Raw genomic sequence first — 25,421 nt, 5'->3', positions numbered from 1 at the left:
TATAAAAGATAATACTATCTTTTACTATAAAAATTAAATAACCAATAAAGAACTACTCCTACCACAAGGAAAATAATTATGTTAAAAATAAAGAAAAATTTCATTGCATCTACGATTATTGTAAAGGCTAAAGCTAATGATACTGGAAACCAAAATGCTTTACTAATAGGTTTTTTAGGTATATTGGGATTTTCTTTTTTTTCTTTTAGATATGAATAATTAAATATTGTTAAAAATATTATAGAATAAACCAAGAAACTTGCGATAATCATTAATTTTCCTCAAAGCCCAGCTTATTTATTAAATCAGTATAATTATCTTTAAACTGATTTATTAAGTTATAATCAGTTAGATCTAAATTAATGGGTGTTATACTAACATACCCTTTTTGAACCGCATGAACATCGCTATCCTTTTCTTGGTCTTCTTTTTTAACTCCCCCTCCTAACCAGTAATATTTATTACCTCTTGGATCTTCTCTCTCTTCAAAAAGATTGTCGTAATTTCTAACTCCAAGCTTTGTAATATGCACTCCTTTAATTTCTTCACTACTTATTGCAGGTACATTTATATTTAATAAGTTAGTTTTCTCTAATTTATTATAAAATACTTTCTGGATAAGATTTTTTACTATCTTAGCCGCAATGGAAAAATCCTTTTCAGGTTCAAACGAATCTAATGATACCGCTATAGATGGTACTCCCATAACAACCCCTTCAGCTGCTGCAGATACTGTACCAGAATATAATACATCTGTGCCAAGATTAGCACCATGATTTATTCCAGAAACCACCAAATCAATATCGTCTTCAATTAAACGACATAAAGCTAATTTAACACAATCTACAGGAGTTCCACCTATTACCCATCCTTTTTTAACTTCTGGCAAATCAATGTTTACAGCTTTAATGGGATCATAAACAGTTATCGAATGTCCTGTTCCACTTCTTTCTCGATCTGGTGATACTAAATATAATTCTGCTATATTAGACAATTCCTTAGTAAGTGCATGTATACCTCTAGCATGAATTCCATCGTCATTAGTAACTAGGATTTTCATTTTTCAATAGAAACCTCCTGTTCAAAAATTGTTATATTGGTTAATGGCCAATATATTAAAAAGGCTTTACCTTTAACTCTATCCTCAGTCAACCATACATTCCACATATGACTATCATAGCTATGGTTTCTATTATCCCCTAAAACAAATAAGCTATTTTCCGGGACTACTACTGGACCATATTCATAATCAATTGGTTCTAAAAGGTATGGTTCTATTAATTTCTGATTATCTATATATGTCTTGCCGTTCTTTATTTCTACTGTTTCTCCTTCTAGCCCAATCACTCTTTTTATGTAATCTTGTTCATTACTAATACCATCGGGAGGAGTAAAAACAATAAGTTCGCCTCTTTCTATATCTTTAAAATTATAAATAAATTTATTAACCATTACCCTATCATTAATTTGTAATGTAGGAAGCATAGATCCCGAAGGTATAATTCTACCTTCAACAACAAAGGTTCTTAAAACCATTGCTAAAATAAAAGCTATAATTATTATACTTAATAATTCCTTTATAAAATCTTTTGTTTCACGACTCACAACCCCATACCTCAAATCTCATTAAAATTCATATATATTAATAGTCATTTCATTTTTTTGTTTATCTTTTGTTAAGCCAAACATTATATTTTTGTCTTTTAAATTTTTATTTAGAAAATCAACTACATAAGCAAGCTCGGTATTAGTTTTGAAATTTTTTGTAGCTATTAAATCTAATTTGCCTTTTTCTTGCTCCTGCATAATGTTTTGCACTCCTTTCACCCCTATTTATTGTAGTTTAAGCTACTTATATTAGCAAGTAAGCAATTAAACTTATGTAAGGTTAATTAGTGAATGCAATTGTGGTATTATCCTTACATCTTTAAGCTGTTGTAGGTATTTTTTTTGAAGCATTAATAAAAAATCAATATCTTTATTTTTAATTATGTTATTAGTTGTTACTGGTTGAAGTATTAGGGGTATGTTAATACTTTGATTGCTTATTAAACGAACAGCATGATCAACTTCCTCCATGGAATTTTCCTCTGATATGACTATCTTTATATATATATCTTTTTGCTTTACTTTTTTTAAAAATGCTTCATGTTCTTCAAAATAATTTTTGTTTGTAAATGATGGCAACTTTATATCCATGCTTATTACATCAATAGAAGGCAAGCATAATTCTAGTTCCTTAGATAAAGTTCCATTAGTTTCTAAAAGAATTTTATAATTATTTTCCCTTAATATTGGCCCTAAGTTATATATAAAGTCTGCAGATAAAAGAGGTTCTCCTCCAGTTAAACTCACCCACTTAGAAGAATATTTATTTACTATTTCTAATATTTGATCTACACTTAATGGATTTTGAATTTGTTTAACTTGATTATTTTTTCCTGTATTTATGCTAATATTACATTGTTCAGGAATACTAACACTAGCAGGAGTATCACAATATTTACACCTGAGATTACAACCAGCAAACCTAATAAATATATGTCTTGTGCCAATATAAAGACCTTCACCTTGAATACTCTCCATTACTTCAGATAAGTAAGCCTTCAATTATTTAGCCCCCTGACTTTACAACGGGCTTCATATATCTCTTGCAATTCTTTTGTGTATCGAAACATTATTTTTTCTGCAAAAGAAGATAGGTTTGATATGCCTAGTTCTTTTAAACCACTAGTTTTCACTGGTGTTCCCTTAGTCTCTACATTAATACCAACATGTATTAGTGTTGATAGTATTGAACTAGTAGCTATCGAAACATTTAATTTGCGTTTATTTATATATAAATCATCTCCAAATCGTACTACTGTCACCCCTTTTTGTTCTAATTCTTCCTTAATACAATTAATAAATAATCTCTGTCTATAAACTGCTAACTCTAAATCAGTATTGAAATGTTCTATTATAAAATGTAGCATTTGTGGTGAATATATAAAAGCTTCTCGTTTATAATCTGCAATATCAACCATATTTCCTAATGGCACATTAGCTTCACCTATAAAAGCTACAACTGCATCACCTATTAGGTCATAATTTCTATAAATCCATTGTGGTTGAAGTTGCTTTCCATCATAATTAATTATTTTATCTATAAATATTTTCTTCAATACTGTATCCCTGCCTTTTTAGCAGCTGCTTTATTTTTAATGCATGACGGACATTGCCCACATGGTATTTCATTACCTAAATAACAACTCCAAATATCAAACATTTTTAAACCAAGTTTATGTGCTTTCTTAATAATTTCCTCTTTATTCATATCTTTTACAAAAGATTTAACCTTCACTTTATTATTAGTAGATAATGAAAGAGTTTTGTTAATATTATCTATAAACTCTGTACTATTATCTGGAAAATCAACAGCTTCTTCTGCATTAAAGCCACATATTACCCAATTAGCCTGAATTGTTTCTGCATAACATGCTGCAATGTTTATAAACAATCCATTTCTATTAGGAACCCATATATTATTAGTATCTAATTTTTTATTTTGAATTAAACCTGACTTGATATCTTCTTTCATAAAAGGGAGCTCAACTATCTTATGATCTATATTATACATTTTACATATATCTTCTGATGCACTTATTTCCTTTTCTTTTGCTATCTGTCCATAGTCAAAAGTTATAGCTTTTAGAATTTTGCAATATTTTCTTGCTATAAGCATCGAAACAACAGAATCTAAACCACCTGAAAGTAAAACAATTGCATTCATTATTCACTCCTATAATATGTTGCACAACTATTAGCTGATTCCCATACTTTTACATTTTTAATTTTGCAATCTTTACATAGCTTGCCCATATTGTTGTAAATTTCCTTTGCTAAATTCTCAGCCGTAGGACTTATTAAGTCAAAGGGTTCAATTTCGTTTAAATATGTATGTTCGTACTTTTCAAGAATAATATTTAGTGTTTTTTTAAGATCCCTAAAGTCATACAACATCCCCTTATTATCAAGTTCTTCTCCATAAACTGTCACCGCAACTTTCCATGTGTGTCCATGAATATTCTTACAGTCTCCTTCATATTGATAAAGCTTGTGTGCAGCTGCAAATTCCTGCAACACGGTTATCTCAAACAAAATTTTAACCTCCTCAAATAGTTCCACATTTGTTTTCAGCGATTATTTTAGTACATTTTGTATAAATTCTACCATTAATCAATAATTAAATAAAACTCATTCTGCTTTGTAAAGCTAGCAAATAAAGTCATTTAAACAACGAAAAAAAATATTCTAATTTTATAAGTAAGAAAAGATAATAGATAAGCAAAGGATGGAGTAAAGATTTATAAATCCTTGCTAGTTATACCACTAAGTAATTTTTAGGCATATCCATATACAAATAGCAATCCGATAACACCAAAACTCCTAGCACTCAAAATCGTGTTACCACCCTCGTAATTTTATTCAATTTTAAGTATTCCATATTTTTGTGCTTTTCTAGATATAGTTGATGGATTCACATTAAGCAATTCTGCAACTTTATTGTATGAGTCAGTAAGTTCTAGAGCTTTTATTAACAACTTTTTTTCAACAGTTTCAACGGCTGATTTCAAAGGAATAATTTTATTAATTATAACAGGTTCATTTTTGTTAATTTCTTTAATTTCTTCTTTATGGTGTATAAAATCTGGTAAGTTATTAGAATTAATACTATTTGTAGCAGAAGTAACAATTAATCTTTCAATGAAATTTTCAAGCTGTCGAATGTTTCCTGGCCACTTATATTCCATTAAAAGTTTAAGTGCATCATCTTTTATAGTCATATTTAATTTATACTTGCGATTAAATTTATCACAAAAATAATTAGCTAATAAAGGTATTTCATCCTTTCTTTTACGCAAAGGCGGTACATTAATAGGTATTACGTTTAGTCTATAAAATAAATCTTCTCTAAACTCGCCCGCTTTAACCATTTGCTCTAAATTTTTGTTTGTAATAGTAATCAATCTTACATCTATCTTAATTGACTTTGTACCACCAACTCTTATTATTTCACGTTCTTGAATCGCTCTTAAGAGTTTAACTTGTATATGAAGAGGAATTTCACCAATTTCGTCAAGTAGTAAGGTTCCTCCATCAGCAACTTGAAATAAACCTATTTTACCTTCTTTTTTTGCTCCCGTAAATGCTCCAGCTTCATATCCAAACAATTCTGATTCTAATAAGTTTTCTGGAATAGCTGCGCAATTAAGTTTAACATATGTACCAGCTCGTCTATTACTATTATTATGAATTATTTCTGCAATTAACTCTTTGCCGACACCAGATTCTCCTGTAATAAGAACAGTTGTATCTACTTGTCCAACCCTGATTGCCTGATGAATTAACCGTTCCATTTCTTTATTTTTATAAATTAAATTAATTGGATATTTCCTTTCATTAATTTTGGTTTCAAAGTCTTTTTTTAATATCTTGAGTTGTTTTGCTTTTTGTTTTAAATTTTTCAGTTCGGTTATTTTATCTTCATCAATTGCTTCTATACGGTTATATATACTGAAGTTGAAACCTTGTATATTTGGTCAGATATTTCATCAATAATATAATTTAAAGCAACCAACATATCATATCTTGTTATGATTCCCACCAGTTCACCATTTTCTATAACAGGATAACAACCATAACTAGTTATATTTATACTTAATATATTATCATAAGGTGATAGAACTTCTATATCTCTTGTCATATATCTATCAATAGGTATATCCATACTTTCTTTGTTTTTTATTGCTTTTATTAAATGTGTTTTAGTAAACAATCCAATTAATTTATCATCATCAACCACGGGTACTCCATCAATTTTATTTTCTAGGAATACTACAGAGGCCATCCAAATACTAGTTTTAGGATATAACTGAATAATTTCAGTACTCATAAAGTGCCTAATTTCCAAATTTACTCCCCCTTATTTTAACTGCCCCCATTTTTTTATATCACTTACATATTTTTCCTCATATATGATGTTACTATAATTTCTCATTGCAGGACAACTTATTTTAGAACAAAATTAAAGGAAAAATATTGTTTTTTTAGAATAATGAGTACGAGGTGATATCTGTGCCACAATCTAATGTTTTTTTTGATAGAAAATATACTTGTCCAGTATGCTCAGGCCAATTCAGTTCATTATCTGTTAGAAGCTCAGCTACATATGTAGAAAATAAAGAGCCTGATTTTCATACAATATATAAAGGTGTTAGTCCACTTCATTATTCGATTATTGTTTGTCCATATTGCAATTATGCAGCATCTAATAATACTTTTTCTAAACCACTTTCACCTGTTATAGTTGAACAATTAAGTAAAGCACTTGCAATTTTACAAGAAGAAGAACCATATTTTTCAGGAGAAAGAGATTTAACAACTGCTTTACGAAGTTTTCAACTAGCTATACGGTGTTCACAATTAAAAAAAGCTAGTGCAGGCGAAATTGCAGGACTACTACTAGCATCTGCTTGGTTAGCTAGAGAGATTAAAAATACAGAATTAGAAAACACTTATATGAATCAAGCATTAAAACATTATCGAGAAGCTTATGAAAAAGGGACAAATACAATAGGTAACCTAAGTGATATACAAGCAACTTATTTAATAGGAGAGCTTTATCGAAGAACTGGTGAATATTCCGAAGCCGTGAATTGGTTTAATAGAGCAATAGGACATCCCCAAATTAATTCAAATCCTTCTATAGAAAAATTAGCTAGAGACCAGTGGGCCTTAGCTAGAGAGCAAGTTAAACAAGCAGGAAGCAAAAAAGAAGATAAAGAAGATGTGATTAATCAAGAAAAAAAAGTATCAGATTATCCATCTAATACAAAAGAATCTAATAGTAATACTACTGTTCAACTAACAGTTGGTATTTATCAACACCAGTTTGATTTTTTAAAAGAAGTTGCAAATAAAAATCCACAAGTAAATAAAGACCAAGTACTAAAAGCGCTATTGGACGCTACAATAGAAACTATTGGAGAAAGAAGCATAGATGAATTTTCTTCCGAAATTGAACTTAAGAGAAATTTTATTAAAATGTTAAATGATTAGGGTGTCCATAATTCCGTGTAAATGAATTTTCAGTAGTAATGTGATTTAATAGTTATCTTGATTAAATTTAGATATTACATTACTTTGTCCATTTTCAATAAATACTTCATATGCAATATCTCCAGCATCAGAAAGATGCTGATTATGAGTAACCATAATTATTTGTCTATTAAAGTTTTGTACAACCATATTTAAAAACTCAGCAACATTTTTAGAATATTCTCCTGAAACATGTTTAGCAGGTTCATCAAGTAATAGAGGACCTTCGAGCTTTGGGCGAGAGGTTTCAAGTAGTGACACTCTAAGAGCAAGAGCTACAATATCTACAATTCCTCCACCGCGTGATTCTTGAGGTTCATTTGATACAATCTGCTCTCCTCCATATGTTGATGATACTAAAAAATAAGCCTCTGTTCTCTCCCCTTTTTCTTCTAGTTCTATATTAAATTTTAGATCATTTGGAAATACAATGGTTAATGCATTGCTAACTAGGCTTTCCATTGTATTCTTAGATTTTTTTCTTGCATACTCTGATGCTAATTGATATATCGTACTAACCTGCTTAAATATTTGAATTTTATTATCAAGTTCTCTTAGTTCAATTTGTTTTTGATCAATTATTTGATTAAGTTTATCAAATTCTCCCTTACGCACTAAATAATCATTTTGAAATTCTGCCAAAGCATTTTTTAATGGTTCCATTATTTTAATCCTACCTTTTCTAGATATTCATCTGGAAGTAGGTTTTTAGCTTCTTCAATTAGTGAATCCATTTCTGTTTTTAATTCTTTAATTTTTTCAGTTAATTCATCTGGATTAACTCCTAATTCTTCAGATTTTTTCCTTAATTCAATTAATTCTTTTTCTAAATGTTCTTTAGAAGCGACAGCTCTACTTCTATCATCACGAGCAGCCTTAATAGCTTTATCTAATTTTTTTATTTTTTCTTCATATGTATTTTGTTTAGTCATAATTTAGCGGACTAAAAACAGTCCTTAACCCCCTTTCTATCCTTTTAATTGTTTTTATCTGATAAATTCTTAGTAAGTTCGTCTATAAGATTTAAGTCTATATTAGAATAACAAGTGGGACATCTACCTGCTTCCTTTAAAGTTGCTATATAATTATCAATCAATTTGTTATATTTATCTTCAATATTACTTAAGATTTGACTACTCTTTTCATAGTCATCTTTCGTCGAATAATAATTTTCCGATATATTTAGTACATTTATATAGCTTTGATTAAGATAATTTAAATTATTAATAACTTTTTCCAAACTATCTAAGTTTTTATATTTTTCCAGATATCTTTTTATGGTGTTGTAATTCTTTTTTCTTTCATCATATAACCTTTTTAATTCTTGTATTTCATGCCCTTTTATCCTTAGTTCATATAGCTGGTGAATAAGGTTATCCCCATTATCTATATTTTGGGTTTTTGTAATAACATAGTTTATAGTCTGTATTTTTTTTTGACATAAGGAAATCTGGCTATCTATATTACCCAAATCATTGAAAACTGTATATGTTTCCTTTAATTGACTTAAGAATTCAGCTGAATCCTCAACGTATTGAAGTTTTTCAGCCAAGTTATTAAAATGTTGGGCTTGTTCCTTTCTTAATTTAATATCTTTATTTATTGTTTCTAATTTGCTTAAATGTTTTTCAACTTCTTGGCATTGAATAATTTTTTCACTAGATATTTCTAAAAACTGCAATTTGTTCAAAAAAGTATTTATATTTTGTATTTTAATTTCATTATTGTTCAATTTGGTTTTAATGTCCTCAAGTTTATTAATTTTTTCTTTTAATAAATCAATTTTTTTAATAACAATATTTAATTTATTAATCTTATTTTCTTGCTCAGGTAAATCAGCATATTCTTTAAGAGTTTCTGTCATATTATTTATATCATTTTCTAAATCATTTTTTCTTCTGCCTAAACCACGGATATCTCGCAAAATATCTCTTTGAGCACCATCAATAATATGTAAATTAGCTATTCTACCTATTACTTTTGCACGTGTTGAAGCAGTTTCGGATAAAAGAAATGGACTATCTAATTGACGAGCAATATTTAACTCAAATTCTTTATCTTTATCTATCCAAAGTCTATAAATACCAAGCTCTTTCTGTACCTCTTGAGGAACATCTTTGTTAAATTTTTCAAATATTTCTTCTTCTTGATTTGGTTTCTTTATAATGTATCTATTAATTCTCTTAGAATCATCTCTAATACGTGAAATCTTAACATCATTATTTAAAATTACAGTAACCTCACAAGATGTTTCACCTGCTCTAATAAAACCCGATCCTCTTGGTTCATTAAAAAACAACCAACGAATTGCTCTAATAATTGCTGTTTTTCCTTGGTCTGATTCACCAACAAAAATATTTAAACCAGAACTAAGGTTTAATTTGGTATGAGTATGTGATTGAAAATTGATAATTTCTAATTGTTTTAGATATTTCATTAATCCCATCCATCCCTAAAAGAAAATTTCTCTTCCACTATAGAAATTCTTTTCAAGGCTTCTTTTCTTACTTCAGTAGATTCACCTAATTTTTCAACAACCTCGTCAATAATGTTTTTTACATTCATCCTTTCCATATCTGCTACGTTTTTTATCTCACTTGCAAACATTTCAAGCTTTAACTCCATAGCCGCTTTTTCTTCTAATTTTGTTCTATCTAATACATCAGTTCCATTTAATGCACTAGTAAGAGGTATTAATTTGCAATCAATTTTGGATTCTAAGCTAATTAAACAAACATTTATATTCCGAGTTAATTCTGACTTGTGATTAGATAATCTAACAACTGCCCCTGGATTTATGAAATGTTTGTCATCTTTTTCAATTACACCAAAACCTAAATGGTTATGTCCACTTAAAGTTATATCAGCTTCTGTATTAGTTATTTGTTCGATAAGAGTTACATCACCAGGAAACTCCTTTTCATATGACAACATTCCGTGCACCATATGTATAGCAACATCACATGCACCCTTTTTCACTACATAATCAAGCTCTACAGATCTTCTATCCATATCAAAATGATAAGGCTGGCCAGTTAATTGCAATTTAACATTGTTTTTATGAATATATATTGGTACACCCGGATTTAAAATGTTTATAAAGCCTAAACGACTTAAAAACCCTAGTAAAGTTCGAGGGAGAGAGCTTAAATTAGCACCAAATAAATCATGGTTACCACTAATAACGTATATAGGTGCTTCGAATTCCCTAAAAATTTCTAAAAACTCCCCAGTTATAGCTAGAGACGGACTTGGAGTATCAAAAAAGTCGCCTCCATGTAATATATAATCCACTTTATTTTCAATAGCTATTTTATTTATCTCTCTTAGTTTATTTTTAAGTGTTTCTGGTAGATTATCTATTCGATTCGCTGGATTGTTACCACGTATATGCGTATCTGTAATATAGAGTATTTTCATTAATTATCACCTGTACTTTTATATGTAAACCCTAATAATTGATTGTTTTCCTTTACTAACTGTCCCTGATCAACAAGTTTATCAAGGTAATTTATCATTTGATCTTCACTAATTACTATATCTTCTTCCTCTAGTTTTAAGAGGGGATCCAAAAGATTAGTTTCACTTATGGGAATAAATTCATTAATTATATTATATATTTTTTCTTCATCTTCGTTTTTTTCAGTTAGTTCATCAAAAGGATTAATTTGATGTGGACTTTTGGTTTTTGAAACCCTTACTTTAACTGATATTGTTCTACCAAATATGGGTGAGGATATAAAGCTGGTTCCTGATAATAAATAAGGTAGTCTTTTTATTTCTTCAGAACCAATATCAGTTTCTTCCCTAATTACAGCTAAATCAGTAGATCTAACTGTTCTAAATATTATTTTAGTATTAAGTTGGGCATTAACTGTATCATCTAATAAAGCTGGTCTTTGTGTAGCAAGTATTAAAAACACCCCATACTTACGCCCTTCTTGAGAAATTTCTTTTATTTCTCTCCTAGATGGAATATTGTGCTCTCCCCTTGGTGCAAAATTATGCGCTTCATCTGTAACTACTATAAAGGGTGGGAATTTTGTTGCTGTATTTAAGCCTTTTTGAATTGCATCTCGGTATTCTCTTCTTTTGGTATAAATACTTCTTAAAACATAAGCAGCATAAACTCTTAACATCCAGATATTACCTCTAACAATAACTGCTTTTTGAGCTTTTAAGCCATCTTCTATTTTTTTAATACCTTCATCCATAAAAATACCTTGGCGGACTAAGCGATTTAACCTCCAACTAATGGATTTTAATGTGCTTAATTGCCCCACCTGTTTCTTTAGAGCTAGTAATCTATTTAAGTAATAGCTTTTCTTTTTTTCCTCAATGTCTTTTCTCTGCATAAACTCTTGTCTAAAAGTTTCTTCACTAGGACTTTCTAGTAGTGAAATCAAATTACTTAAACGCTCTATAAATAATACCCTACTATCTTTATTTTCAAGTAAACTAGCAACTGCATTTTCCATAGCTTCAGTTATTGGACTTACAGCACCCAGTAAGTTACATAAATCTCCAGGACCTAGTGAATCAAATTTTACCCCAACATCACTACCTACTGTTACTATTGTACAATTACGCTCAAATGTGGCTTTAAATTTATCGGGTAATTCATCTGAAAATGAATCTTTAAAATTCATTTCATAATGTGGATCAAATATTAATAATGGTATTTTCTTGCTTATTAATTCTTCTATTATAACCCTAAGACCAAAAGATTTCCCAGAACCAGAGCCCCCAAAAACCCCTAAATGAGGATAACTTTGCATCGATTTATAGTCCAAAATAAATGGAACTCCGTTTTGAGATATAACTCCCTTTTTATCATTAAAAAGGGGAGCTATATTACTTAATTCTGATGGTAGTGATGATAAAAGCCCTTCTGTTCCTTGAATTATCCCTAGTGTTAATCCTACATTAGGAAATGCTTTTATCAAAAGGTCTTCAACCTCTTCAAATAAAGGTTCTCTTACAACTGCACCTGTTTTTACAGGATAGAATAATTCACTTAAAATCCTTATTTTTGCAATATAAATCATTTCATCTTGAATATGGTATCCCAAATTACCTAATGTTTTTACAACATCACTATCTATTAAAACTGGTGAACGCTCATCAACTGTTGGAATAAAAGGATTAAGAGCATATGTTTCTATTACTTCCCCCACAGGATTACCTACGTATTCATCCTCTATTATTAATAGTTCATTAAGTCTAAATTTTCTGTCACCAGAAGTTGCCCATACCTCATGTTCATTCGTCATACCAACAACTTGCATAATAATCCCCCATTAATAAATTCGATTTTCTCGGTTTGGTTTGAAATATCTTTGATAGGTATCACTATCTATACAGGTGCTTATCAATTTGTCTACTTCTTTTTTCCTTAGTCTAACCTCTGCATCAACTATTTGTAACCATATTGGAATCCCTTGTCCTTGTTTAGGAGTTAATGAATAAAGTAAATGCATAGTATTACTCACATAGTGTTCCTGCTCAGGCAAAAAATCACATGCTATTGCTTGAGGTGATGATGATAGCCTACCAAATACAGTACAGTAATCTTTTTTAATACGATTACCTGTATGAAAATTAATATATTCACCTTGATTAAAAAGCCCAAATAATAACTCTCTATCGTATATTCTAGGTCTGTTAGCAACAGTAATATTAAACCACTTTGCCAACTCTGATGTTGCTATTTCTTCAATTAAACCAACAAGTATTATATCTTTGTCTATACACTCTTGATATAACTCTTCCCACTCAGGGTATTTATCAAAAAGCAAGAATCCCCCATCCAAAATTATTAATGATGGATTAAACTTTTTTATAGTAGTTAAGGCTGTTTTCAACTCCATTCGGGCTAGATTTTCTTTTAAATAATTTCTATACGATTCATCTATACTTATTTTATTATCAATGCTTGATTTTTCAATTTCTTTAAAAACTTTATGGTCTAAAGGAGTTAGAGCTAAAAAATCATCAACATGTTTTTCACCATCAAAATAACCCGTGCTTTTGGCTAAAGTTTTTAGTAAGCAAATATAATATGGAAAAAACGAGCCAAATTCAACCCTTGAACCATCTACTGCCACAATTTTACCAGCTTCTACGATAGTATTTATTTCTTTTTTAGATAAGTTTATAAGGTTTATAAATTGTCCTTTTTCTAAAAATCTTTCTCGCAGTATATTAATTTCTGGTAAATTCTCTTTCCATGAGTTGATAAGAGTATTAAGATTATATAATGAGCTTACAATATTTTCGTTAACCATAATCTACCTCTTTCTGCCAAACATATATTCTATTATAAAGATTATTGACATTTATGTTAATACCCAATAAAAAAAGAACTAAATTTGCTCAAATATACTTAAATTTATTTTAAATTTTAAATATAATATAATTGGCTTTATTGAAGATGTAATTTTAACATTGATAAATAATTAAAAGCGGAGGAAACAAATGATTTACGGATTAATAGCTTTAAGTATAGGATTAATTTTATTGTTATATTTTTTGTTTGTGTACAAAAGTACCAATAAAAAGTTGCTTCCTACAAAAAATGATGATTTGGTTACATACTATATTGATTTTGCTATAAAACTTTATCCAGTACCTTTTTGGAGTGGTGTAATAGGTTTGCTTCTAGTACTAGGTAGCTCGATTTTCCTTATAATTAATTTTATAATTTCTTAATTTATTAAAAAAGCAGGATTATTTAATAATCCTGCTTTTCGATTTAATATACAATTATTGTTTACACTACAAAAAGTAACTACAAAAAACTTAAGGCTGAGCAAACATGTTTGCACAGCCGATTCCAATAGTCTAAGTTTAGTTGTATTTGAAATTTTTACTCCATAAGAAGGATTCTAGCTCCTATTGCTAATAATGCTATTCCCAATATATCCCAATACTGAAATTCATACTTTTTTAATCCAAAAGCTCCGAGATGGTCAATAAGCACTGCAGTTGATATCTGAGCAACTATTATGGCTGTTGTGGCATTTCCGACTCCAATTTCAGGAATTGAGCGCATAACAGCGTAAATTATTAAAACATTTAAAAAACCACCTAAATATACATACCATGGGACAGTACCAAGCTTAGTAAAACTAGAAAAACCTATACTAGCTATAATAATGATAGCTAAAACAGTTGCAAGTCCAATAATATGTACAATTAAGGTAGATGTCCATATCCCCAAAGCTTTAGCTAAAGCAGCATTTAGTGATCCTTGTAAGGCCATAGCCGCGCCTGATATAGCTGCTATTCCAAGATATAACCAATTCATAATTTATCTTTCCCTTCTCCTTTTTTGCTCTATTTATTGTTAGAAAAGACAAGATAAATTATTCATTTATATATAAGTTGCTATTAGTATAATTAAAATCCCTAGCCATAACCCCCACCATCTAGTAGTTTGATTTTTTTGTTTAGCTTCAGGCCACAGTTGAAAAATTACTAAATACAACATAACTCCAGAAGCAAACCCTAATAGTAAAGGTAGTAAGTTTGGTACAACTGTAATAGCTAACTTTCCGATAATATAGCCAAGAGGGGTTATTAATCCAACTAAAAAGGTTTTTACAAGTATACTGAATTTACTCATTCCTACCATTAATAAGGGGGCAGCTATTGCCATACCTTCAGGAATATTGTGAATCCCTATCCCTAAAGCGATAACCATACCTGCTCTAGAGTGCATTTCATCCCCTAAGGCTATCGCCATACCTTCAGGGAGATCATGTAAAGCAATGCCAAGCATTATTAAATATCCTAGTCCTAAAAGCGAATCGTCTTTAGTAAAACGCTTAAAAAAAATTTTATCTATAATACCTAATAAAATAACACCTACTAAAATGCCTAAAATTGCACTTTTATAGTTTGGACTAAAAAGTGCTGATGGTAATAAATCAAAAATTACAACTGCTATCATAACTCCAGCAGCTAATCCAAGAAAAAAAGCTAAATTTTTGTTGCTCCATTTCCTTTGTAAGAATAATAAAACAGCACCAAGCGTAGTACAAAAACCAGCTAAAAAACTTATAAATAAACTATTTGATAACATATAGCCCCCATGAATAACTAAAGCAAAGAATTATATATAATATTATGAATGATTAAAGATTTTTAGATATACTATTTAATACCAAGTTATTAATAAAATAAAAAAGGAGGCTTTTTATGTATACATTACAAGTAATAACAAATAAGAAAGATGAATTAATTGATATAACAACAAAGATTAAAGAATTAGTGCAAAACCACCCAACTCCTTCTCATTTATGTGTGGTTTTCATACCTCATACTACAGCTGCAGTTACAATTAATGAAAATGCTGATCAAGATGTTAAAATTGATATTTTATATGGTTTAAGAAAAATAGTTCCAGATTCAGTTAATTTTAAACATTTAGAAGGAAATTCTGATGGACATATTAAAGCTAGCTTGATTGGGTCTTCGGAGTTTATACCTATTAAAAATGGAAGCCTATGTTTAGGAACTTGGCAGGGAATTTATTTTGCTGAGTTTGATGGACCAAGAACTAGAAAGGTATATGTATCTCTTTTATAATTTATAATTTGGCTGCATGATAAGCACGTTTGCTTCAGCCGATCCATAGTCTAATTTTAGTTTTTTGCAGTGATACCATGTTTGCATTCTTAATTTAATGGAAAAACTTATATTGCGCGAATATTTTCGCGCTTTTTTTAGTATTACTTATTAATATAATTTTTTCTAATAACAGCTCAAGCGTTTTTCCAAGCAACCAGTTATTTATTGCTTGGTTTTTCTGTTAGTAATCATAAATCAGATTTTTTCTACATAATTTTCAAGAAGAGGAGGTGTTTATAGATGACAAACAAGTTATCAATTGAATTAAATGGACTTGGTCGGGCTATAATAACGGCATTTGTTTTATCTGTCTTTTCTGCAATAATCGTATATTTTACTGGTTTACACGAAACTTTAATCGGCCCCTTATCAAATATTATCTTAATTATTAGTATATTTTATGGAGCATGCTATGTAAGTAAAAATTATGGAACCAAAGGACTTGTACGTGGTATTATCCTTGGATTAATGTTTTTTATTGTAATTTTAATAGCTACACTTATTTTTAATATTAGTCTACTTAGCTTGTCTACTTTAATTTCTACACTTGCTGTATGCTTAATTTCGGGCGGCTTAGGAGGTATATTAGGCATAGGATTAAGTGAATAGGTGGCTAACGGCACCTAATTTGTGTGCCGTAGCCCATATTACATGTATATATTATAACTGCTCATTGTCTTACTATATTTAGCGACTATAAATAAATGTTAACAAGCAAACTAATTAAATATTTATAAATGCCAATAATTAAAAAAATAGTTTTTGCTGTTCAATTATATTTTAAATATAAATAAAAGTAACAAACCTAATGTTAGTAAAATCATCCCTATATATAAGCGTAACTGAGGCACCACTATTCTCTGCCCCCTAAAAAAAACAAGGAGTAGCTTCTACTCCTTTAGTCTTAGTTCCAAAATCTTAACAAGAGGTTTCTTAAGAAAACGGGAAGTTTGATGTAATATACTCGCACAAAAATCACCCCTTCAATCAAATAAAAAACTTACGTTTAATGTATAGTATGTTGCTAGAATGAAAAACGTTACCTTTTTTAATATAAACTAAGTTCTTTGCACTTTTTTGATAAGAAATATGTTAAGTTAACCATTTTGTAAATGATATTATAAAGAAGCTACAGTCTATTTTGATAATCAAAAAACTAAAGTATAACTTTTTTGTGGCAGACTCAGTTATAGCTGCGATATGTTTGTACAAGCTTTCAAATCTCCCAACCGAGAAGCCTTTCTTGAAGGCCAACAGCTTATGTTTGATTTCTTTAATGGCATTCCAAAACGAATCATTTTTGACAATGCCAAAGTAGCTGTAAAAGAAGGTTTTGGTCAATATGCAAAACCCCAAGATAAATATCTTTCATTTAGTGCACACTATGCATTTGAACTAGATTTTTGTAATCCCGGGAAAGGTAATGAAAAATCCTTAGTTGAGAATCTTGTAGGATACGCACGAAGAAATTTTCTTGTTCTAGTTCCAAGAGTATCTAGTATTGATGAATTAAATCAAAAGCTTTGGGATGCTTGCTTAAAATACCGTAATAACCATAAAGTACAAAACAGAGATCATTCAGTAAAAACCATGTACCAAGAAGAATTACGCTTTTTAAGTGCAGTCCCAGTATTTAGATTTGATACAAGTAAAACAGTAGTTACTAATGTTGATGACTATTCTACCGTTAGGTTTGAAAAGAATAATTATTCAGTACCCACCAAATATTTAAAAAAGGATATTACCGTAAAAGGTTATGGTAATCATATTAGAATTCTGTACCAGAATGATGAGATAGCAGCTTATATACGCTGTTACTCATATGGACAGACCGAGTATAAACTAGAACATTACATTGATTTACTAGACCGAAAACCACGTTCTGTATTTAATGCAAAACCAGTTAAAGAAAATGTTACAACAGCTCTGCTAAACTGGGGAAAACAGTTGCCAGGTGACAATAATTGTTTTTACATGCAAACAAAGATAAATACAGCGAAAACACAATAGGTACTTACAGGTTTGCTATATTACAACTAGCTGAAAGGTGTCCAAATACACCAGTTAATAGATAACACCCATCAGTCCGTTATTAACCCTTTACAACTAAAAGAATAAAATCTATAATATAAATAACGAAAGCCATTGAGCGGCTAACTCAATGACTTTCTCGGTCGTCAGGAACTAACTCCTGGTTCGATTAATAGTGTGAAAGTTTTTTGTATTAACTAATGCATTTATATGTATTAGTTATTTTCTTTTCTGTTATCTTTATAAATAGTGTAAATGAGACCAGCAACTGCTGTTAAAGTTAGTATGACAGTACATATATTTACCAGCAACTACATCACCTCCCATCCTGTTCAAACACAGGAAGAAGGACTCCCTCTGACCTATTTAGTATTATATACCATATTTCAGCTTTTTTTTAACAAATTCATTATAATTTTTTTCTACAATATATTGACACTGTCAAAAATTAAAACTAAGTTCCCATTTTTCATCATTATATACTATAATATACAGTAGATGATAAAAATGCCAATGAAGAAGAAACTCTATTAAAAAAGAAAAAACGTGGTGTATAAATGAAAAATAAAGAATAGCAAAATTAACAGGATTACACAGAAAGGTATGCAATATAGAAATGAACTTTGATCCATTACAGGTAATATTAATTGCATGGATAATATGGATAATTTTAATTATAACAATTACTATTTGGAGTTCAGTGAAGCTATCTATAAGCGAATTTAAGTTAGAGGCAGTTTATATATTAATATCCATAAACTTATTATTTAGTTACTACTATTTACTGACTACTTATGAAATCCAGAGGAGTTTAAATATAATATTTTAAATAAAAATATTAATGACGATTACTGAGTGTTTTATATAGTAGCAAAGGAGAATATTTAATGCTATTAGTGTTTATAATGACTTTTTTTTTAAGCATTGGGACATTATATGTTCTATATAGCCACAAAAAAAACATTAAACTACAAATTGAAGAATTAGAACAAACAATATTAAAAAACAAAACTTATGAAAAAAAAATATATCTTTATTAAATGATATCACAGATGAATTAAACAACATTAAAATCGTCGGTTCTCTCAAAGTCAAACGTCTGAACACCAATATTCCCATATGTAGTTATATAATTTTTAAATAGGGGTGAGGGAAATATTAATTTTTACAAATACTGAACTCAATCTTTTAATTGTTTTAGGTTTATTTTTTTGTGTCTTTTTATTATTTTTAAATTATAAATCAATATATATGGCTAATTTTTTTAATAAAGTTTTTGAGCAACAAAATGAATATCACAAAAAATATGTTGAGGAAAATATTAACTTAATTGAAAGCATTAATAAAGAACTGCAAAAATGCGAATGTCAATGAATTTCTTTACCACGTGATATTGAATTTGTTTACCAGTCCGCTAACGAAAAAGTTTACCACTTTACCATGTTTTGATACTGAAAAAGTTTACCACCTTGGCTATCAATATAGGGAAATACCTGGAATGGCATCTCCCTGTATAACTTAATTTAGAATGACTAATCGAGTTGGGGAATTTTAATGTGTTTTTCCTTGTTTATCTTGAAATTTCAACCCCCTTAGGGTTTTCGCTTCTAAATGATTTGCCATTCATATTTAGTACATGGGATCTAAATGTTAGCCTGTCAATTAGAGCAGCAACCATAGTTTCATTTTCAAATAAGGTTGTCCAGTCTGAGAACTTTAAATTTGTGGATATGATAACACTCCTTTTCTCTGCTCTGTCAGCTATTACCTTAAACAGAAGCTCTGACTGATGCCGATTAAAGGTTATATAAGAAGCTTCATCAATTATGAGTAAATCAACTTTTGCTAGCTGTCGTTCAAGCTTTAATATTCGTTTGTATTCTATAGCTTCTATGAGTTCATTAGAAAGGTTAGCAGCGGTATAAAACTTTACATTCATACCCTGCATGCACGCTTTAATTCCCAAGGCTATTGAACAGTGAGTCTTGCTCGACCGGTATTACCTATCATAACTACGTTTTGTCTTTTACTTACGAAATCACAGCTAGCTAATTCATGAAAGGTTGCCTCTGAATTTCTTTATTACCACCTGGTAACTGTTTGCCCCAGTTTAGCAGGGCTGTTGTAACATTTTCTTTAACTGGTTTTGCATTAAATACGGAACGTGGTTTTCGGTCTAGTAAATCAATGTAATGTTCTAGTTTCAACATTAGTAACTACTGTTTTACTTGTATCAAATCTAAATACTGGGACTGCACTTAAAAAGCGTAATTCTTCTTGGTACATGTCTTTTACTGAATGATTTCTATTTTGTACTTTATGGTTATTACGGTATTTTAAGCAAGCATCCCAAAGCTTTTGATTTAATTCATCAATACTAGATACTCTTGGAACTGGAACAAGAAAATTTCTTCGTGCGTATCCTACAAGATTCTCAACTAAGGATTTTTCATTACCCTTCCCGGGATTACAAAAATCCAGTTCAAATGCATAGTGTGCACTAAATGAAAGATATTTATCTTGGGGTTTTGCATATTGACCAAAACCTTCTTTTACAGCTACTTTGGCATTATCAAAAATGAGTCGTTTTGAAATGCCATTAAAGAAATCAAACATAAGCTGTTGGCCTTCAAGAAAGGCTTCTTGGTTGGGAGATTTAAAAGCTTGTACAAATATATCGCAACTATAACTGAGTCTGCCACAAAAAAGATGAACTTTAGTTTTTTGATTATCAATATAGACTGTAGCTTCACCCCAGTCTATCTGAATTGCTTCACCTGGTTCATATGATAGGGGCATAATAGCTTGCGGTGGAACGCTTTGTTCTCCCTTTAACTTCTTTACAGCTTTGCGAATTGTAGATTCTGCACCAGTGAAGTTTCTTTCTTCAACTAATCGATCATAAATTCTCTTTGCAGTATGCTTCTGCTTTTTAAGATGTTCTTCTTTATCTGCGTTAAAACAATCTAGGATAAACTGTTTAATATCTTCAGTGATTACGCCTGGATTCCTTTCATAAGGCTTACGTGCATCAGGGTGTTCAGCACCTTCACAGTACTTTTTAACTGTTTGCCTTGCTATACCTAATCTTTTAGCTATTTGACGCTGAGATTCGCCTGCAAGAAAACTTTGTCTTATGTCTTTATACATGTCCACTTCAATTTTCACACCTTTCATCCCCCCGTAGAACATTTTAGAATAATTCTACAGGAGATTAATGCTAGGTGGTAAACTAATTCAGTATCGAAATGGGCTGAAGTGGTACACTTTTATAATATCATTTACAAAAAATTAAAGACTGAAACAAATTATTTAAAAGGGGAGAGAGATAAATGATTATTATAATAGATTAATATTCAATGGAGATATATGCATTCTTTGTGTTAGTTATGGCTAGTGCAATTTTTCTATCATATTTAAAATTAAAAAAACTTAACAAAGAATTAATAACCAAAGCAGAGTCTATACCAAAAGATTATAAAGGAAGCTGGGAAAAAGATTTAGAGGCAAAAAGAGAAATTTTAAAAGAAATAAAAAATATACGTTCAAATTTAGATTAAAAAAACTGTAAAACATAAATTAAAAAAAAATAAAGGGGGATTACATCTAATGACTGACCACAGGCATTCGGAAATACATATTGAATGCAAGGGTACGTTAACAATTGATAATCTTAAAAGCCTTAGTTTTCATAATGGAAAAAAACTTTTTTTACTACTTCTTTATGGGCATTTTTATTTGTTTTCTTGTTTTACACCTTATTCGTTACAATAATTCCACCTTTTAGTTTCTCTGTATCATCAGCGTTAACTATTTCTTTAATTGGTGCTGTAATTTTTTATATTATGGGATTTATAATGCTAAATTGTTTTATTAATAAAGAATACTATAGTGATAAACTTATACAACAAGAATTTAAGTGTATTATAAACAACGAAGGCATAGAACAAATCAATACAAGAAATTCAAAATCAAAATCTTTTTCCACATGGGATGATTTTGTTTCTGCTCAGGAATATAAAGATGTATTTTTTTTATTTGTATCCCGTAGAAACGCAGTTATAATTCCTAAAAGATTTTTTTACTCTAACGAGGATATAAAAACTTTTAAAGCATTTATAAATAAATACATAATAAAAAGTTTGTAATAAACGTATAAATTATTATTTTTAATAAGTATTAAATTCTTTAAATCAAGATCTTCATCGGTTAACTTAACTACTTTTTTTTGAAATTTTTCATTAACATAAAAAACAAACTTTATTCATACTTTCTTCGGTTTCATATCAATAACCTTGGGAATTAAAGCGTGCATGCAGGGTATGAATAGTAAAGTTTTATACCGCTGCTAACCTTTCTAATGAACTCATAGAAGCTATAGAATACAAACGAATATTAAAGCTTGAACGACAGCTAGCAAAAGTTGATTTACTCATAATTGATGAAGCTTCTTATATAACCTTTAATCGGCACCAGTCAGAGCTTCTGTTTAAGGTAATAACTGACAGGGCAGAAAGAAGTGTTATCATATCCACAAGATTTAAAGTTCTCTGACTGGACAACCTTATTTGAAAATGAAACTATGGTTGCTGCTCTAATTGACAGGCTAACATTTAGATCCCGGACTGGTAAACAAATTCAGTATCACGTGGTAAAGAATTTCATTGACATTCGCACCATTTATTTAAACCAATGGTTTATTACATCTTGTATTTGCTGTTTACTTATTTTTTCAATAGATTTAATTGGAGAATTATCTTTGATAACCTTTCCATAATTTTTTGTAATAAGTCTAGTATCTAGTACTACTACAATACCATCATCATTTTCACTTCGAATAAGCCTACCAATACCTTGTTTGAATTTTATTGCTGCATCTGGAAGCATGTAATTTAAAAAGCTATTTTTTTGTTCTTTAATATAATATTTTTCCCATGAGCTACTATAAGGTTCGCTAGGAGAACGAAATGGCAATTTAACAATAATTAAGCATTTTAGAATATCACCTTTTAAATCAAGACCCTCCCAATATGTATCAAGCCCCATAAGAACAGAACGAGTATTAGTAAATTTATCAATTAAGGTCTTAAATTCACCATCCTCATGTTGAACTAATAAAGTAACATTATCATTTTTTAATTTTTTTCTTAATTGTAAAGTTACTTCATACAACTGTTTTCTAGAGGTAAATAAAACAAGTATATTACCTTTTAGTGACTTAATAGTTTCCTCTAATGCTAAAACTACTTCTGATTCAAATATAGGACTACTAGGATCAGGTATATCCTCAACTAATAGCATCTTAGCTTGTTTATCGTAATTGAATGGTGATTCTTTGAGAAATAAGTTTATTCGTTGACAGTCAGTATATTCTAATAGTCCATTCTTTTTTAAAAAATAATTAAAATCTCCATTTACAGTTAATGTAGCTGATAACATTATTAAACTATCTAAATCTTTAAAAACATATTCTTTTATTTTATTCCCTACGTTAATTATGGAAGAACATAACTCACAAACATTGCCATTATTAAAATTTAACCAATGTATTGTATCTTCTTTATTTAAGTTTTCTTCAAGAATTATAAAGGCATTATCTCCTATCTCAATTAAAGCATTTAACATATAAGTAAGATCATTATCACCATCACTTAAATTTGTCTGTTCATTAATATTTATTAATTCATTAATTATTGAATTTAAATTATGCTGCCATTCTAAATATACATCTATCAGTTCAGTAAACCATTCCGAATCATAATCATTATTGTTTAATACATGATTATAGCTGTATGTCTTTTCATAATTAAAGGCTTGATTAAAACAGTTAAATAAAGCTTCTGTATATTCTAGTTGTCTTTCTATTGAAATGATAAGATGGGTAATTTGACTACTAAAAGCAGGAAACTGATTTTTTAAATAAAATAAATAGCCACTATTCTTTGAACTAATTAAGCTATTCAGTATATCTAGTGTTTCTGTTATGGATAGGGTAACAGATAATTTATCAAATGATTCTCTATCAAAAGTATGAGCTTCATCTATGATTAAATGTTTATATTCTGGTAATATACTATTGTCAACAATTGCATCTGAAAGTAATAATGCATGATTTACTATTATTAAATCTGCTTTTTCAAGATGTTTTATCATTTTTAATCTAAAGCACTTTTCATGGTAAAAACATTTTTCTTTTAAACAGCTTTTTCTATCAGCAGAAACTAAATACCATCTACTCATTTCGTTACTAGTTAATGAGAGCTCTTTTCTATCCCCTGTTTTAGTTTTTTCGGCCCACTTAAGAATAGATGTAATAAATTTTTCTTCTTCGATGTTCAAGCTTTTTTTTCCTGATAGTATTCTCATATATTTGTTCCAACAAATATAGTTTTCTCTTCCTTTTGCTTCAGCGTAAACAAAACTTTCTGCCATAACTTTCTTTAACAAGGGTAAATCCCTATCGTTTATTTGCTGCTGTAACGCTTTTGTTTTGGTTGAAATTATTACTTTTTGACCTGTTTCTATTGACCAAAATATAGCAGATATTAAGTAAGCATAAGTCTTCCCGACTCCTGTACCTACTTCTGCAGCTAAAAATTCATTATTAAAAAAGGCTTTATAGACTTCCTCACTTAACTGCAATTGTTCTTCACGATATGTAAAGTTTTTTAATTTGTTTTCTAAAAAACCATTAGGACCTAAATAATCTATTATGCTTTGATAATGTGAATCAACCATAAAAATACCTCAATTATTATTTCTTTTTACAAAAATACCGTCCCTAATATTATAAAGGAACGGATATATTAATTTATATATTTTATTTAAAGCTAAATCAAAGTTTAATTATATTATTCTTTTTTTTAGATATTTTTTCAATAAGATATATATCTTCAATAGAAACTTTGTTTTCTACTAGTATATCCTGATATTCATCATAGTTGTTTGGAGGTATCTTTATTGATAACCCACAACTAGTTGATATTTCTCTTAATGTTGGCATTACAACAAATTCTGCATCATTTTTTTTTAAAACTTTTTCAGCTTTTAATGCATGTGAAGTCGATGTAAAAGTGATTAAATAGTATTTTTCTAAATTAATAATATGTTTACTCACTACGCTAGACCCTCTTTGTTTATTTTTATATTTATTATAGTTATGTTGTTTTGCTGTGGTAAATTTTTTATAAGTCAATTTCACCTAATTTATAAAATGTACCCTTATTATGCGAAATCACCTTATCATTTGCATATACAAATGCTTCTGAAAAATAAAGTTTATTTCCTGTTTTTATAACCTTTCCAACTGCAATTATTTCATCATTTATCTTAGCCCCATCCAAAAAGCTAGTTGACATATCAACAGTTACTGCTTTTATTCCTAAACTTCGTATCGAGTTTCCCATAGCTGCATCTGCTATAGACATGATTAAACCACCATGAATCATACCAATAGGGTTAGTATGATCTTGTTTTGTTTGTACAGCAATTTCTGCATAACCACTATAAATTGTTTTTAAATACATACCTAAAGTTCTGTAGTATGGTGTAGCATCTATAGATTCTTTTATATGCTTATATAGTTGTTCACTAATAGATTCATATTGTTTAGACAA

33 protein-coding genes are annotated in these 25,421 nt (G+C 29.4%); 9 read left to right on the top strand and 24 right to left on the bottom strand.

The window, feature by feature from the left end; all coding sequences use genetic code 11:
- Nucleotides 1-14: 14 nt before the first annotated feature.
- The 10 genes from SYNTR_RS03355 to SYNTR_RS03310 form a co-directional block, all read right to left on the bottom strand.
- Nucleotides 15-272, bottom strand: coding sequence for a hypothetical protein (locus tag SYNTR_RS03355; protein ID WP_156203195.1), 258 nt, complete (start codon nt 270-272; stop codon nt 15-17).
- Entirely contained in the window at nt 272-1,060 is a 789-nt protein-coding gene (gene surE / locus SYNTR_RS03350; protein WP_156203194.1) for a 5'/3'-nucleotidase SurE, read from the bottom strand. The genes SYNTR_RS03355 and surE overlap by 1 nt, the downstream gene beginning before the upstream one ends.
- The gene (gene lepB, locus SYNTR_RS03345; RefSeq protein ID WP_156203193.1) at nt 1,057-1,605 is read right to left on the bottom strand and encodes a signal peptidase I; all 549 of its coding nucleotides are present in this window, start codon (nt 1,603-1,605) and stop codon (nt 1,057-1,059) included. The genes surE and lepB overlap by 4 nt, the downstream gene beginning before the upstream one ends.
- Before the next feature lie 21 nt (nt 1,606-1,626).
- The gene (locus SYNTR_RS03340) at nt 1,627-1,806 is read right to left on the bottom strand and encodes a YpmA family protein (protein ID WP_156204679.1); all 180 of its coding nucleotides are present in this window, start codon (nt 1,804-1,806) and stop codon (nt 1,627-1,629) included.
- A 72-nt stretch (nt 1,807-1,878) separates the two neighbouring features.
- A complete protein-coding gene (locus SYNTR_RS03335; protein ID WP_156203192.1) occupies nt 1,879-2,610 on the bottom strand; it encodes a 7-carboxy-7-deazaguanine synthase QueE in 732 nt (243 codons plus the stop codon).
- Complete coding sequence (locus SYNTR_RS03330) at nt 2,607-3,164, bottom strand: DUF366 family protein (RefSeq protein ID WP_156203191.1); 558 nt, start codon at nt 3,162-3,164, stop codon at nt 2,607-2,609. Before SYNTR_RS03330 ends, SYNTR_RS03335 begins: the two co-directional genes overlap by 4 nt.
- On the bottom strand, nt 3,161-3,772 hold the full coding sequence (gene queC, locus SYNTR_RS03325; RefSeq protein WP_156203190.1) for a 7-cyano-7-deazaguanine synthase QueC: 612 nt from the start codon (nt 3,770-3,772) through the stop codon (nt 3,161-3,163). Before queC ends, SYNTR_RS03330 begins: the two co-directional genes overlap by 4 nt.
- Nucleotides 3,772-4,140, bottom strand: coding sequence for a 6-carboxytetrahydropterin synthase QueD (queD, locus tag SYNTR_RS03320; protein ID WP_156203189.1), 369 nt, complete (start codon nt 4,138-4,140; stop codon nt 3,772-3,774). The genes queC and queD overlap by 1 nt, the downstream gene beginning before the upstream one ends.
- 323 nt (nt 4,141-4,463) lie before the next feature.
- Nucleotides 4,464-5,399: a sigma-54 interaction domain-containing protein gene (locus SYNTR_RS03315; protein ID WP_156203188.1), complete on the bottom strand. Its 936-nt coding sequence runs from the start codon at nt 5,397-5,399 to the stop codon at nt 4,464-4,466.
- A 140-nt stretch (nt 5,400-5,539) separates the two neighbouring features.
- On the bottom strand, nt 5,540-5,935 hold the full coding sequence (locus tag SYNTR_RS03310; RefSeq protein WP_156203187.1) for a CBS domain-containing protein: 396 nt from the start codon (nt 5,933-5,935) through the stop codon (nt 5,540-5,542).
- A gap of 173 nt (nt 5,936-6,108) precedes the next feature.
- On the opposite strand from SYNTR_RS03310, the gene SYNTR_RS03305 reads away from it, so the two are divergent.
- Nucleotides 6,109-7,101, top strand: a complete 993-nt coding sequence (locus tag SYNTR_RS03305; RefSeq protein WP_156203186.1) for a DUF2225 domain-containing protein — start codon at nt 6,109-6,111, stop codon at nt 7,099-7,101.
- A 45-nt stretch (nt 7,102-7,146) separates the two neighbouring features.
- Here SYNTR_RS03305 and SYNTR_RS03300 read toward each other — a convergent pair whose 3' ends face one another.
- Genes SYNTR_RS03300 through SYNTR_RS03275 form a run of 6 tightly spaced genes read right to left on the bottom strand, consistent with a single transcriptional unit; the run spans nt 7,147 to nt 13,427 of the window.
- Nucleotides 7,147-7,803: a hypothetical protein gene (locus tag SYNTR_RS03300; RefSeq protein ID WP_156203185.1), complete on the bottom strand. Its 657-nt coding sequence runs from the start codon at nt 7,801-7,803 to the stop codon at nt 7,147-7,149.
- The gene (locus SYNTR_RS03295; protein ID WP_156203184.1) at nt 7,803-8,072 is read right to left on the bottom strand and encodes a hypothetical protein; all 270 of its coding nucleotides are present in this window, start codon (nt 8,070-8,072) and stop codon (nt 7,803-7,805) included. The genes SYNTR_RS03300 and SYNTR_RS03295 overlap by 1 nt, the downstream gene beginning before the upstream one ends.
- 44 nt (nt 8,073-8,116) lie before the next feature.
- Complete coding sequence (locus SYNTR_RS03290; protein ID WP_197079175.1) at nt 8,117-9,577, bottom strand: AAA family ATPase; 1,461 nt, start codon at nt 9,575-9,577, stop codon at nt 8,117-8,119.
- Nucleotides 9,577-10,560, bottom strand: a complete 984-nt coding sequence (locus SYNTR_RS03285) for a metallophosphoesterase family protein (protein ID WP_156203182.1) — start codon at nt 10,558-10,560, stop codon at nt 9,577-9,579. The genes SYNTR_RS03290 and SYNTR_RS03285 overlap by 1 nt, the downstream gene beginning before the upstream one ends.
- Nucleotides 10,560-12,428 (bottom strand): ATP-binding protein, encoded by a 1,869-nt coding sequence (locus SYNTR_RS03280; protein WP_156203181.1) that lies wholly within the window; start codon nt 12,426-12,428, stop codon nt 10,560-10,562. The genes SYNTR_RS03285 and SYNTR_RS03280 overlap by 1 nt, the downstream gene beginning before the upstream one ends.
- A gap of 12 nt (nt 12,429-12,440) precedes the next feature.
- Nucleotides 12,441-13,427 carry a DNA double-strand break repair nuclease NurA gene (locus SYNTR_RS03275; protein WP_156203180.1) on the bottom strand — a complete coding sequence of 329 codons (987 nt, stop codon included), beginning with the start codon at nt 13,425-13,427 and terminating at the stop codon, nt 12,441-12,443.
- Between the two features lie 190 nt (nt 13,428-13,617).
- On the opposite strand from SYNTR_RS03275, the gene SYNTR_RS03270 reads away from it, so the two are divergent.
- Nucleotides 13,618-13,851 carry a hypothetical protein gene (locus tag SYNTR_RS03270; RefSeq protein WP_156203179.1) on the top strand — a complete coding sequence of 78 codons (234 nt, stop codon included), beginning with the start codon at nt 13,618-13,620 and terminating at the stop codon, nt 13,849-13,851.
- Nucleotides 13,852-14,008: 157 nt separating this feature from the next.
- On the opposite strand, the gene SYNTR_RS03265 is transcribed toward SYNTR_RS03270, so the two are convergent.
- The gene (locus tag SYNTR_RS03265; RefSeq protein ID WP_197079174.1) at nt 14,009-14,449 is read right to left on the bottom strand and encodes a DMT family transporter; all 441 of its coding nucleotides are present in this window, start codon (nt 14,447-14,449) and stop codon (nt 14,009-14,011) included.
- Nucleotides 14,450-14,515: 66 nt separating this feature from the next.
- Complete coding sequence (locus SYNTR_RS03260) at nt 14,516-15,226, bottom strand: ZIP family metal transporter (protein ID WP_156203177.1); 711 nt, start codon at nt 15,224-15,226, stop codon at nt 14,516-14,518.
- 116 nt (nt 15,227-15,342) lie between these two features.
- On the opposite strand from SYNTR_RS03260, the gene SYNTR_RS03255 reads away from it, so the two are divergent.
- From SYNTR_RS03255 to SYNTR_RS03240, 4 genes are all read left to right on the top strand, one after another.
- On the top strand, nt 15,343-15,732 hold the full coding sequence (locus SYNTR_RS03255) for a secondary thiamine-phosphate synthase enzyme YjbQ (RefSeq protein WP_156203176.1): 390 nt from the start codon (nt 15,343-15,345) through the stop codon (nt 15,730-15,732).
- A 282-nt stretch (nt 15,733-16,014) separates the two neighbouring features.
- Nucleotides 16,015-16,383 (top strand): TIGR04086 family membrane protein, encoded by a 369-nt coding sequence (locus SYNTR_RS03250; protein ID WP_156203175.1) that lies wholly within the window; start codon nt 16,015-16,017, stop codon nt 16,381-16,383.
- A 591-nt stretch (nt 16,384-16,974) separates the two neighbouring features.
- Nucleotides 16,975-17,784 (top strand): Mu transposase domain-containing protein, encoded by an 810-nt coding sequence (locus SYNTR_RS03245; RefSeq protein WP_156203174.1) that lies wholly within the window; start codon nt 16,975-16,977, stop codon nt 17,782-17,784.
- A 908-nt stretch (nt 17,785-18,692) separates the two neighbouring features.
- Nucleotides 18,693-18,845 carry a hypothetical protein gene (locus SYNTR_RS03240; protein ID WP_156203173.1) on the top strand — a complete coding sequence of 51 codons (153 nt, stop codon included), beginning with the start codon at nt 18,693-18,695 and terminating at the stop codon, nt 18,843-18,845.
- 530 nt (nt 18,846-19,375) lie between these two features.
- Here SYNTR_RS03240 and SYNTR_RS03235 read toward each other — a convergent pair.
- The 3 genes from SYNTR_RS03235 to istA form a co-directional block, all read right to left on the bottom strand.
- Nucleotides 19,376-19,753 carry an ATP-binding protein gene (locus SYNTR_RS03235; protein ID WP_197079173.1) on the bottom strand — a complete coding sequence of 126 codons (378 nt, stop codon included), beginning with the start codon at nt 19,751-19,753 and terminating at the stop codon, nt 19,376-19,378.
- 100 nt (nt 19,754-19,853) lie between these two features.
- A complete protein-coding gene (locus SYNTR_RS03230; protein ID WP_156203172.1) occupies nt 19,854-20,015 on the bottom strand; it encodes a hypothetical protein in 162 nt (53 codons plus the stop codon).
- On the bottom strand, nt 19,990-20,973 hold the full coding sequence (istA, locus tag SYNTR_RS03225) for an IS21 family transposase (RefSeq protein ID WP_197079172.1): 984 nt from the start codon (nt 20,971-20,973) through the stop codon (nt 19,990-19,992). The genes SYNTR_RS03230 and istA overlap by 26 nt, the downstream gene beginning before the upstream one ends.
- A gap of 191 nt (nt 20,974-21,164) precedes the next feature.
- Here istA and SYNTR_RS03220 point away from each other — a divergent pair, with 191 nt between their 5' ends.
- The 3 genes from SYNTR_RS03220 (at nt 21,165) to SYNTR_RS11785 (ending at nt 22,359) form a co-directional block, all read left to right on the top strand.
- Entirely contained in the window at nt 21,165-21,365 is a 201-nt protein-coding gene (locus SYNTR_RS03220) for a hypothetical protein (RefSeq protein ID WP_156203170.1), read from the top strand.
- 285 nt (nt 21,366-21,650) lie between these two features.
- Complete coding sequence (locus tag SYNTR_RS03215; RefSeq protein ID WP_156203169.1) at nt 21,651-21,953, top strand: YcxB family protein; 303 nt, start codon at nt 21,651-21,653, stop codon at nt 21,951-21,953.
- Between the two features lie 178 nt (nt 21,954-22,131).
- Complete coding sequence (locus tag SYNTR_RS11785) at nt 22,132-22,359, top strand: ATP-binding protein (protein WP_197079227.1); 228 nt, start codon at nt 22,132-22,134, stop codon at nt 22,357-22,359.
- Between the two features lie 126 nt (nt 22,360-22,485).
- Here the strand turns inward: SYNTR_RS11785 and SYNTR_RS03205 are convergent, their stop codons facing one another.
- The 3 genes from SYNTR_RS03205 to SYNTR_RS03195 form a co-directional block, all read right to left on the bottom strand.
- A complete protein-coding gene (locus SYNTR_RS03205; protein WP_156203168.1) occupies nt 22,486-24,543 on the bottom strand; it encodes an ATP-dependent DNA helicase in 2,058 nt (685 codons plus the stop codon).
- A 97-nt stretch (nt 24,544-24,640) separates the two neighbouring features.
- The gene (locus tag SYNTR_RS03200) at nt 24,641-24,922 is read right to left on the bottom strand and encodes a putative Se/S carrier protein (protein ID WP_197079171.1); all 282 of its coding nucleotides are present in this window, start codon (nt 24,920-24,922) and stop codon (nt 24,641-24,643) included.
- A gap of 67 nt (nt 24,923-24,989) precedes the next feature.
- A complete protein-coding gene (locus tag SYNTR_RS03195; protein ID WP_243140229.1) occupies nt 24,990-25,421 on the bottom strand; it encodes a PaaI family thioesterase in 432 nt (143 codons plus the stop codon).

The sequence above is a fragment of the Candidatus Syntrophocurvum alkaliphilum genome, from assembly GCF_009734445.1.
GTDB classification, from domain to species: domain Bacteria; phylum Bacillota; class Syntrophomonadia; order Syntrophomonadales; family Syntrophomonadaceae; genus Syntrophocurvum; species Syntrophocurvum alkaliphilum.
This window is presented reverse-complemented; position numbering and strand designations above follow the sequence as displayed.

Bases quoted from the DNA above. Each gene is read 5' to 3' on its own strand.
- SYNTR_RS03250 (WP_156203175.1), top strand. From the start codon at position 16,015: ATGACAAACAAGTTATCAATTGAATTAAATGGACTTGGTCGGGCTATA.
- SYNTR_RS03285 (WP_156203182.1), bottom strand. From the start codon at position 10,560: ATGAAAATACTCTATATTACAGATACGCATATACGTGGTAACAATCCA.
- SYNTR_RS03290 (WP_197079175.1), bottom strand. From the start codon at position 9,577: ATGAAATATCTAAAACAATTAGAAATTATCAATTTTCAATCACATACT.
- SYNTR_RS03220 (WP_156203170.1), top strand. From the start codon at position 21,165: ATGGAGATATATGCATTCTTTGTGTTAGTTATGGCTAGTGCAATTTTT.
- SYNTR_RS03275 (WP_156203180.1), bottom strand. From the start codon at position 13,427: ATGGTTAACGAAAATATTGTAAGCTCATTATATAATCTTAATACTCTT.
- SYNTR_RS03240 (WP_156203173.1), top strand. From the start codon at position 18,693: ATGCTATTAGTGTTTATAATGACTTTTTTTTTAAGCATTGGGACATTA.
- SYNTR_RS03205 (WP_156203168.1), bottom strand. From the start codon at position 24,543: ATGGTTGATTCACATTATCAAAGCATAATAGATTATTTAGGTCCTAAT.
- SYNTR_RS03230 (WP_156203172.1), bottom strand. From the start codon at position 20,015: ATGTTGAAACTAGAACATTACATTGATTTACTAGACCGAAAACCACGT.
- SYNTR_RS03300 (WP_156203185.1), bottom strand. From the start codon at position 7,803: ATGGAACCATTAAAAAATGCTTTGGCAGAATTTCAAAATGATTATTTA.
- SYNTR_RS03235 (WP_197079173.1), bottom strand. From the start codon at position 19,753: ATGCAGGGTATGAATGTAAAGTTTTATACCGCTGCTAACCTTTCTAAT.
- SYNTR_RS03280 (WP_156203181.1), bottom strand. From the start codon at position 12,428: ATGCAAGTTGTTGGTATGACGAATGAACATGAGGTATGGGCAACTTCT.
- SYNTR_RS03340 (WP_156204679.1), bottom strand. From the start codon at position 1,806: ATGCAGGAGCAAGAAAAAGGCAAATTAGATTTAATAGCTACAAAAAAT.
- SYNTR_RS03245 (WP_156203174.1), top strand. From the start codon at position 16,975: ATGTTTGTACAAGCTTTCAAATCTCCCAACCGAGAAGCCTTTCTTGAA.
- SYNTR_RS03310 (WP_156203187.1), bottom strand. From the start codon at position 5,935: ATGAGTACTGAAATTATTCAGTTATATCCTAAAACTAGTATTTGGATG.
- SYNTR_RS03315 (WP_156203188.1), bottom strand. From the start codon at position 5,399: ATGGAACGGTTAATTCATCAGGCAATCAGGGTTGGACAAGTAGATACA.
- SYNTR_RS03270 (WP_156203179.1), top strand. From the start codon at position 13,618: ATGATTTACGGATTAATAGCTTTAAGTATAGGATTAATTTTATTGTTA.
- SYNTR_RS03260 (WP_156203177.1), bottom strand. From the start codon at position 15,226: ATGTTATCAAATAGTTTATTTATAAGTTTTTTAGCTGGTTTTTGTACT.
- SYNTR_RS03355 (WP_156203195.1), bottom strand. From the start codon at position 272: ATGATTATCGCAAGTTTCTTGGTTTATTCTATAATATTTTTAACAATA.
- SYNTR_RS03295 (WP_156203184.1), bottom strand. From the start codon at position 8,072: ATGACTAAACAAAATACATATGAAGAAAAAATAAAAAAATTAGATAAA.
- queC (WP_156203190.1), bottom strand. From the start codon at position 3,772: ATGAATGCAATTGTTTTACTTTCAGGTGGTTTAGATTCTGTTGTTTCG.
- SYNTR_RS03215 (WP_156203169.1), top strand. From the start codon at position 21,651: ATGGGATTTATAATGCTAAATTGTTTTATTAATAAAGAATACTATAGT.
- surE (WP_156203194.1), bottom strand. From the start codon at position 1,060: ATGAAAATCCTAGTTACTAATGACGATGGAATTCATGCTAGAGGTATA.
- SYNTR_RS03265 (WP_197079174.1), bottom strand. From the start codon at position 14,449: ATGAATTGGTTATATCTTGGAATAGCAGCTATATCAGGCGCGGCTATG.
- SYNTR_RS03255 (WP_156203176.1), top strand. From the start codon at position 15,343: ATGTATACATTACAAGTAATAACAAATAAGAAAGATGAATTAATTGAT.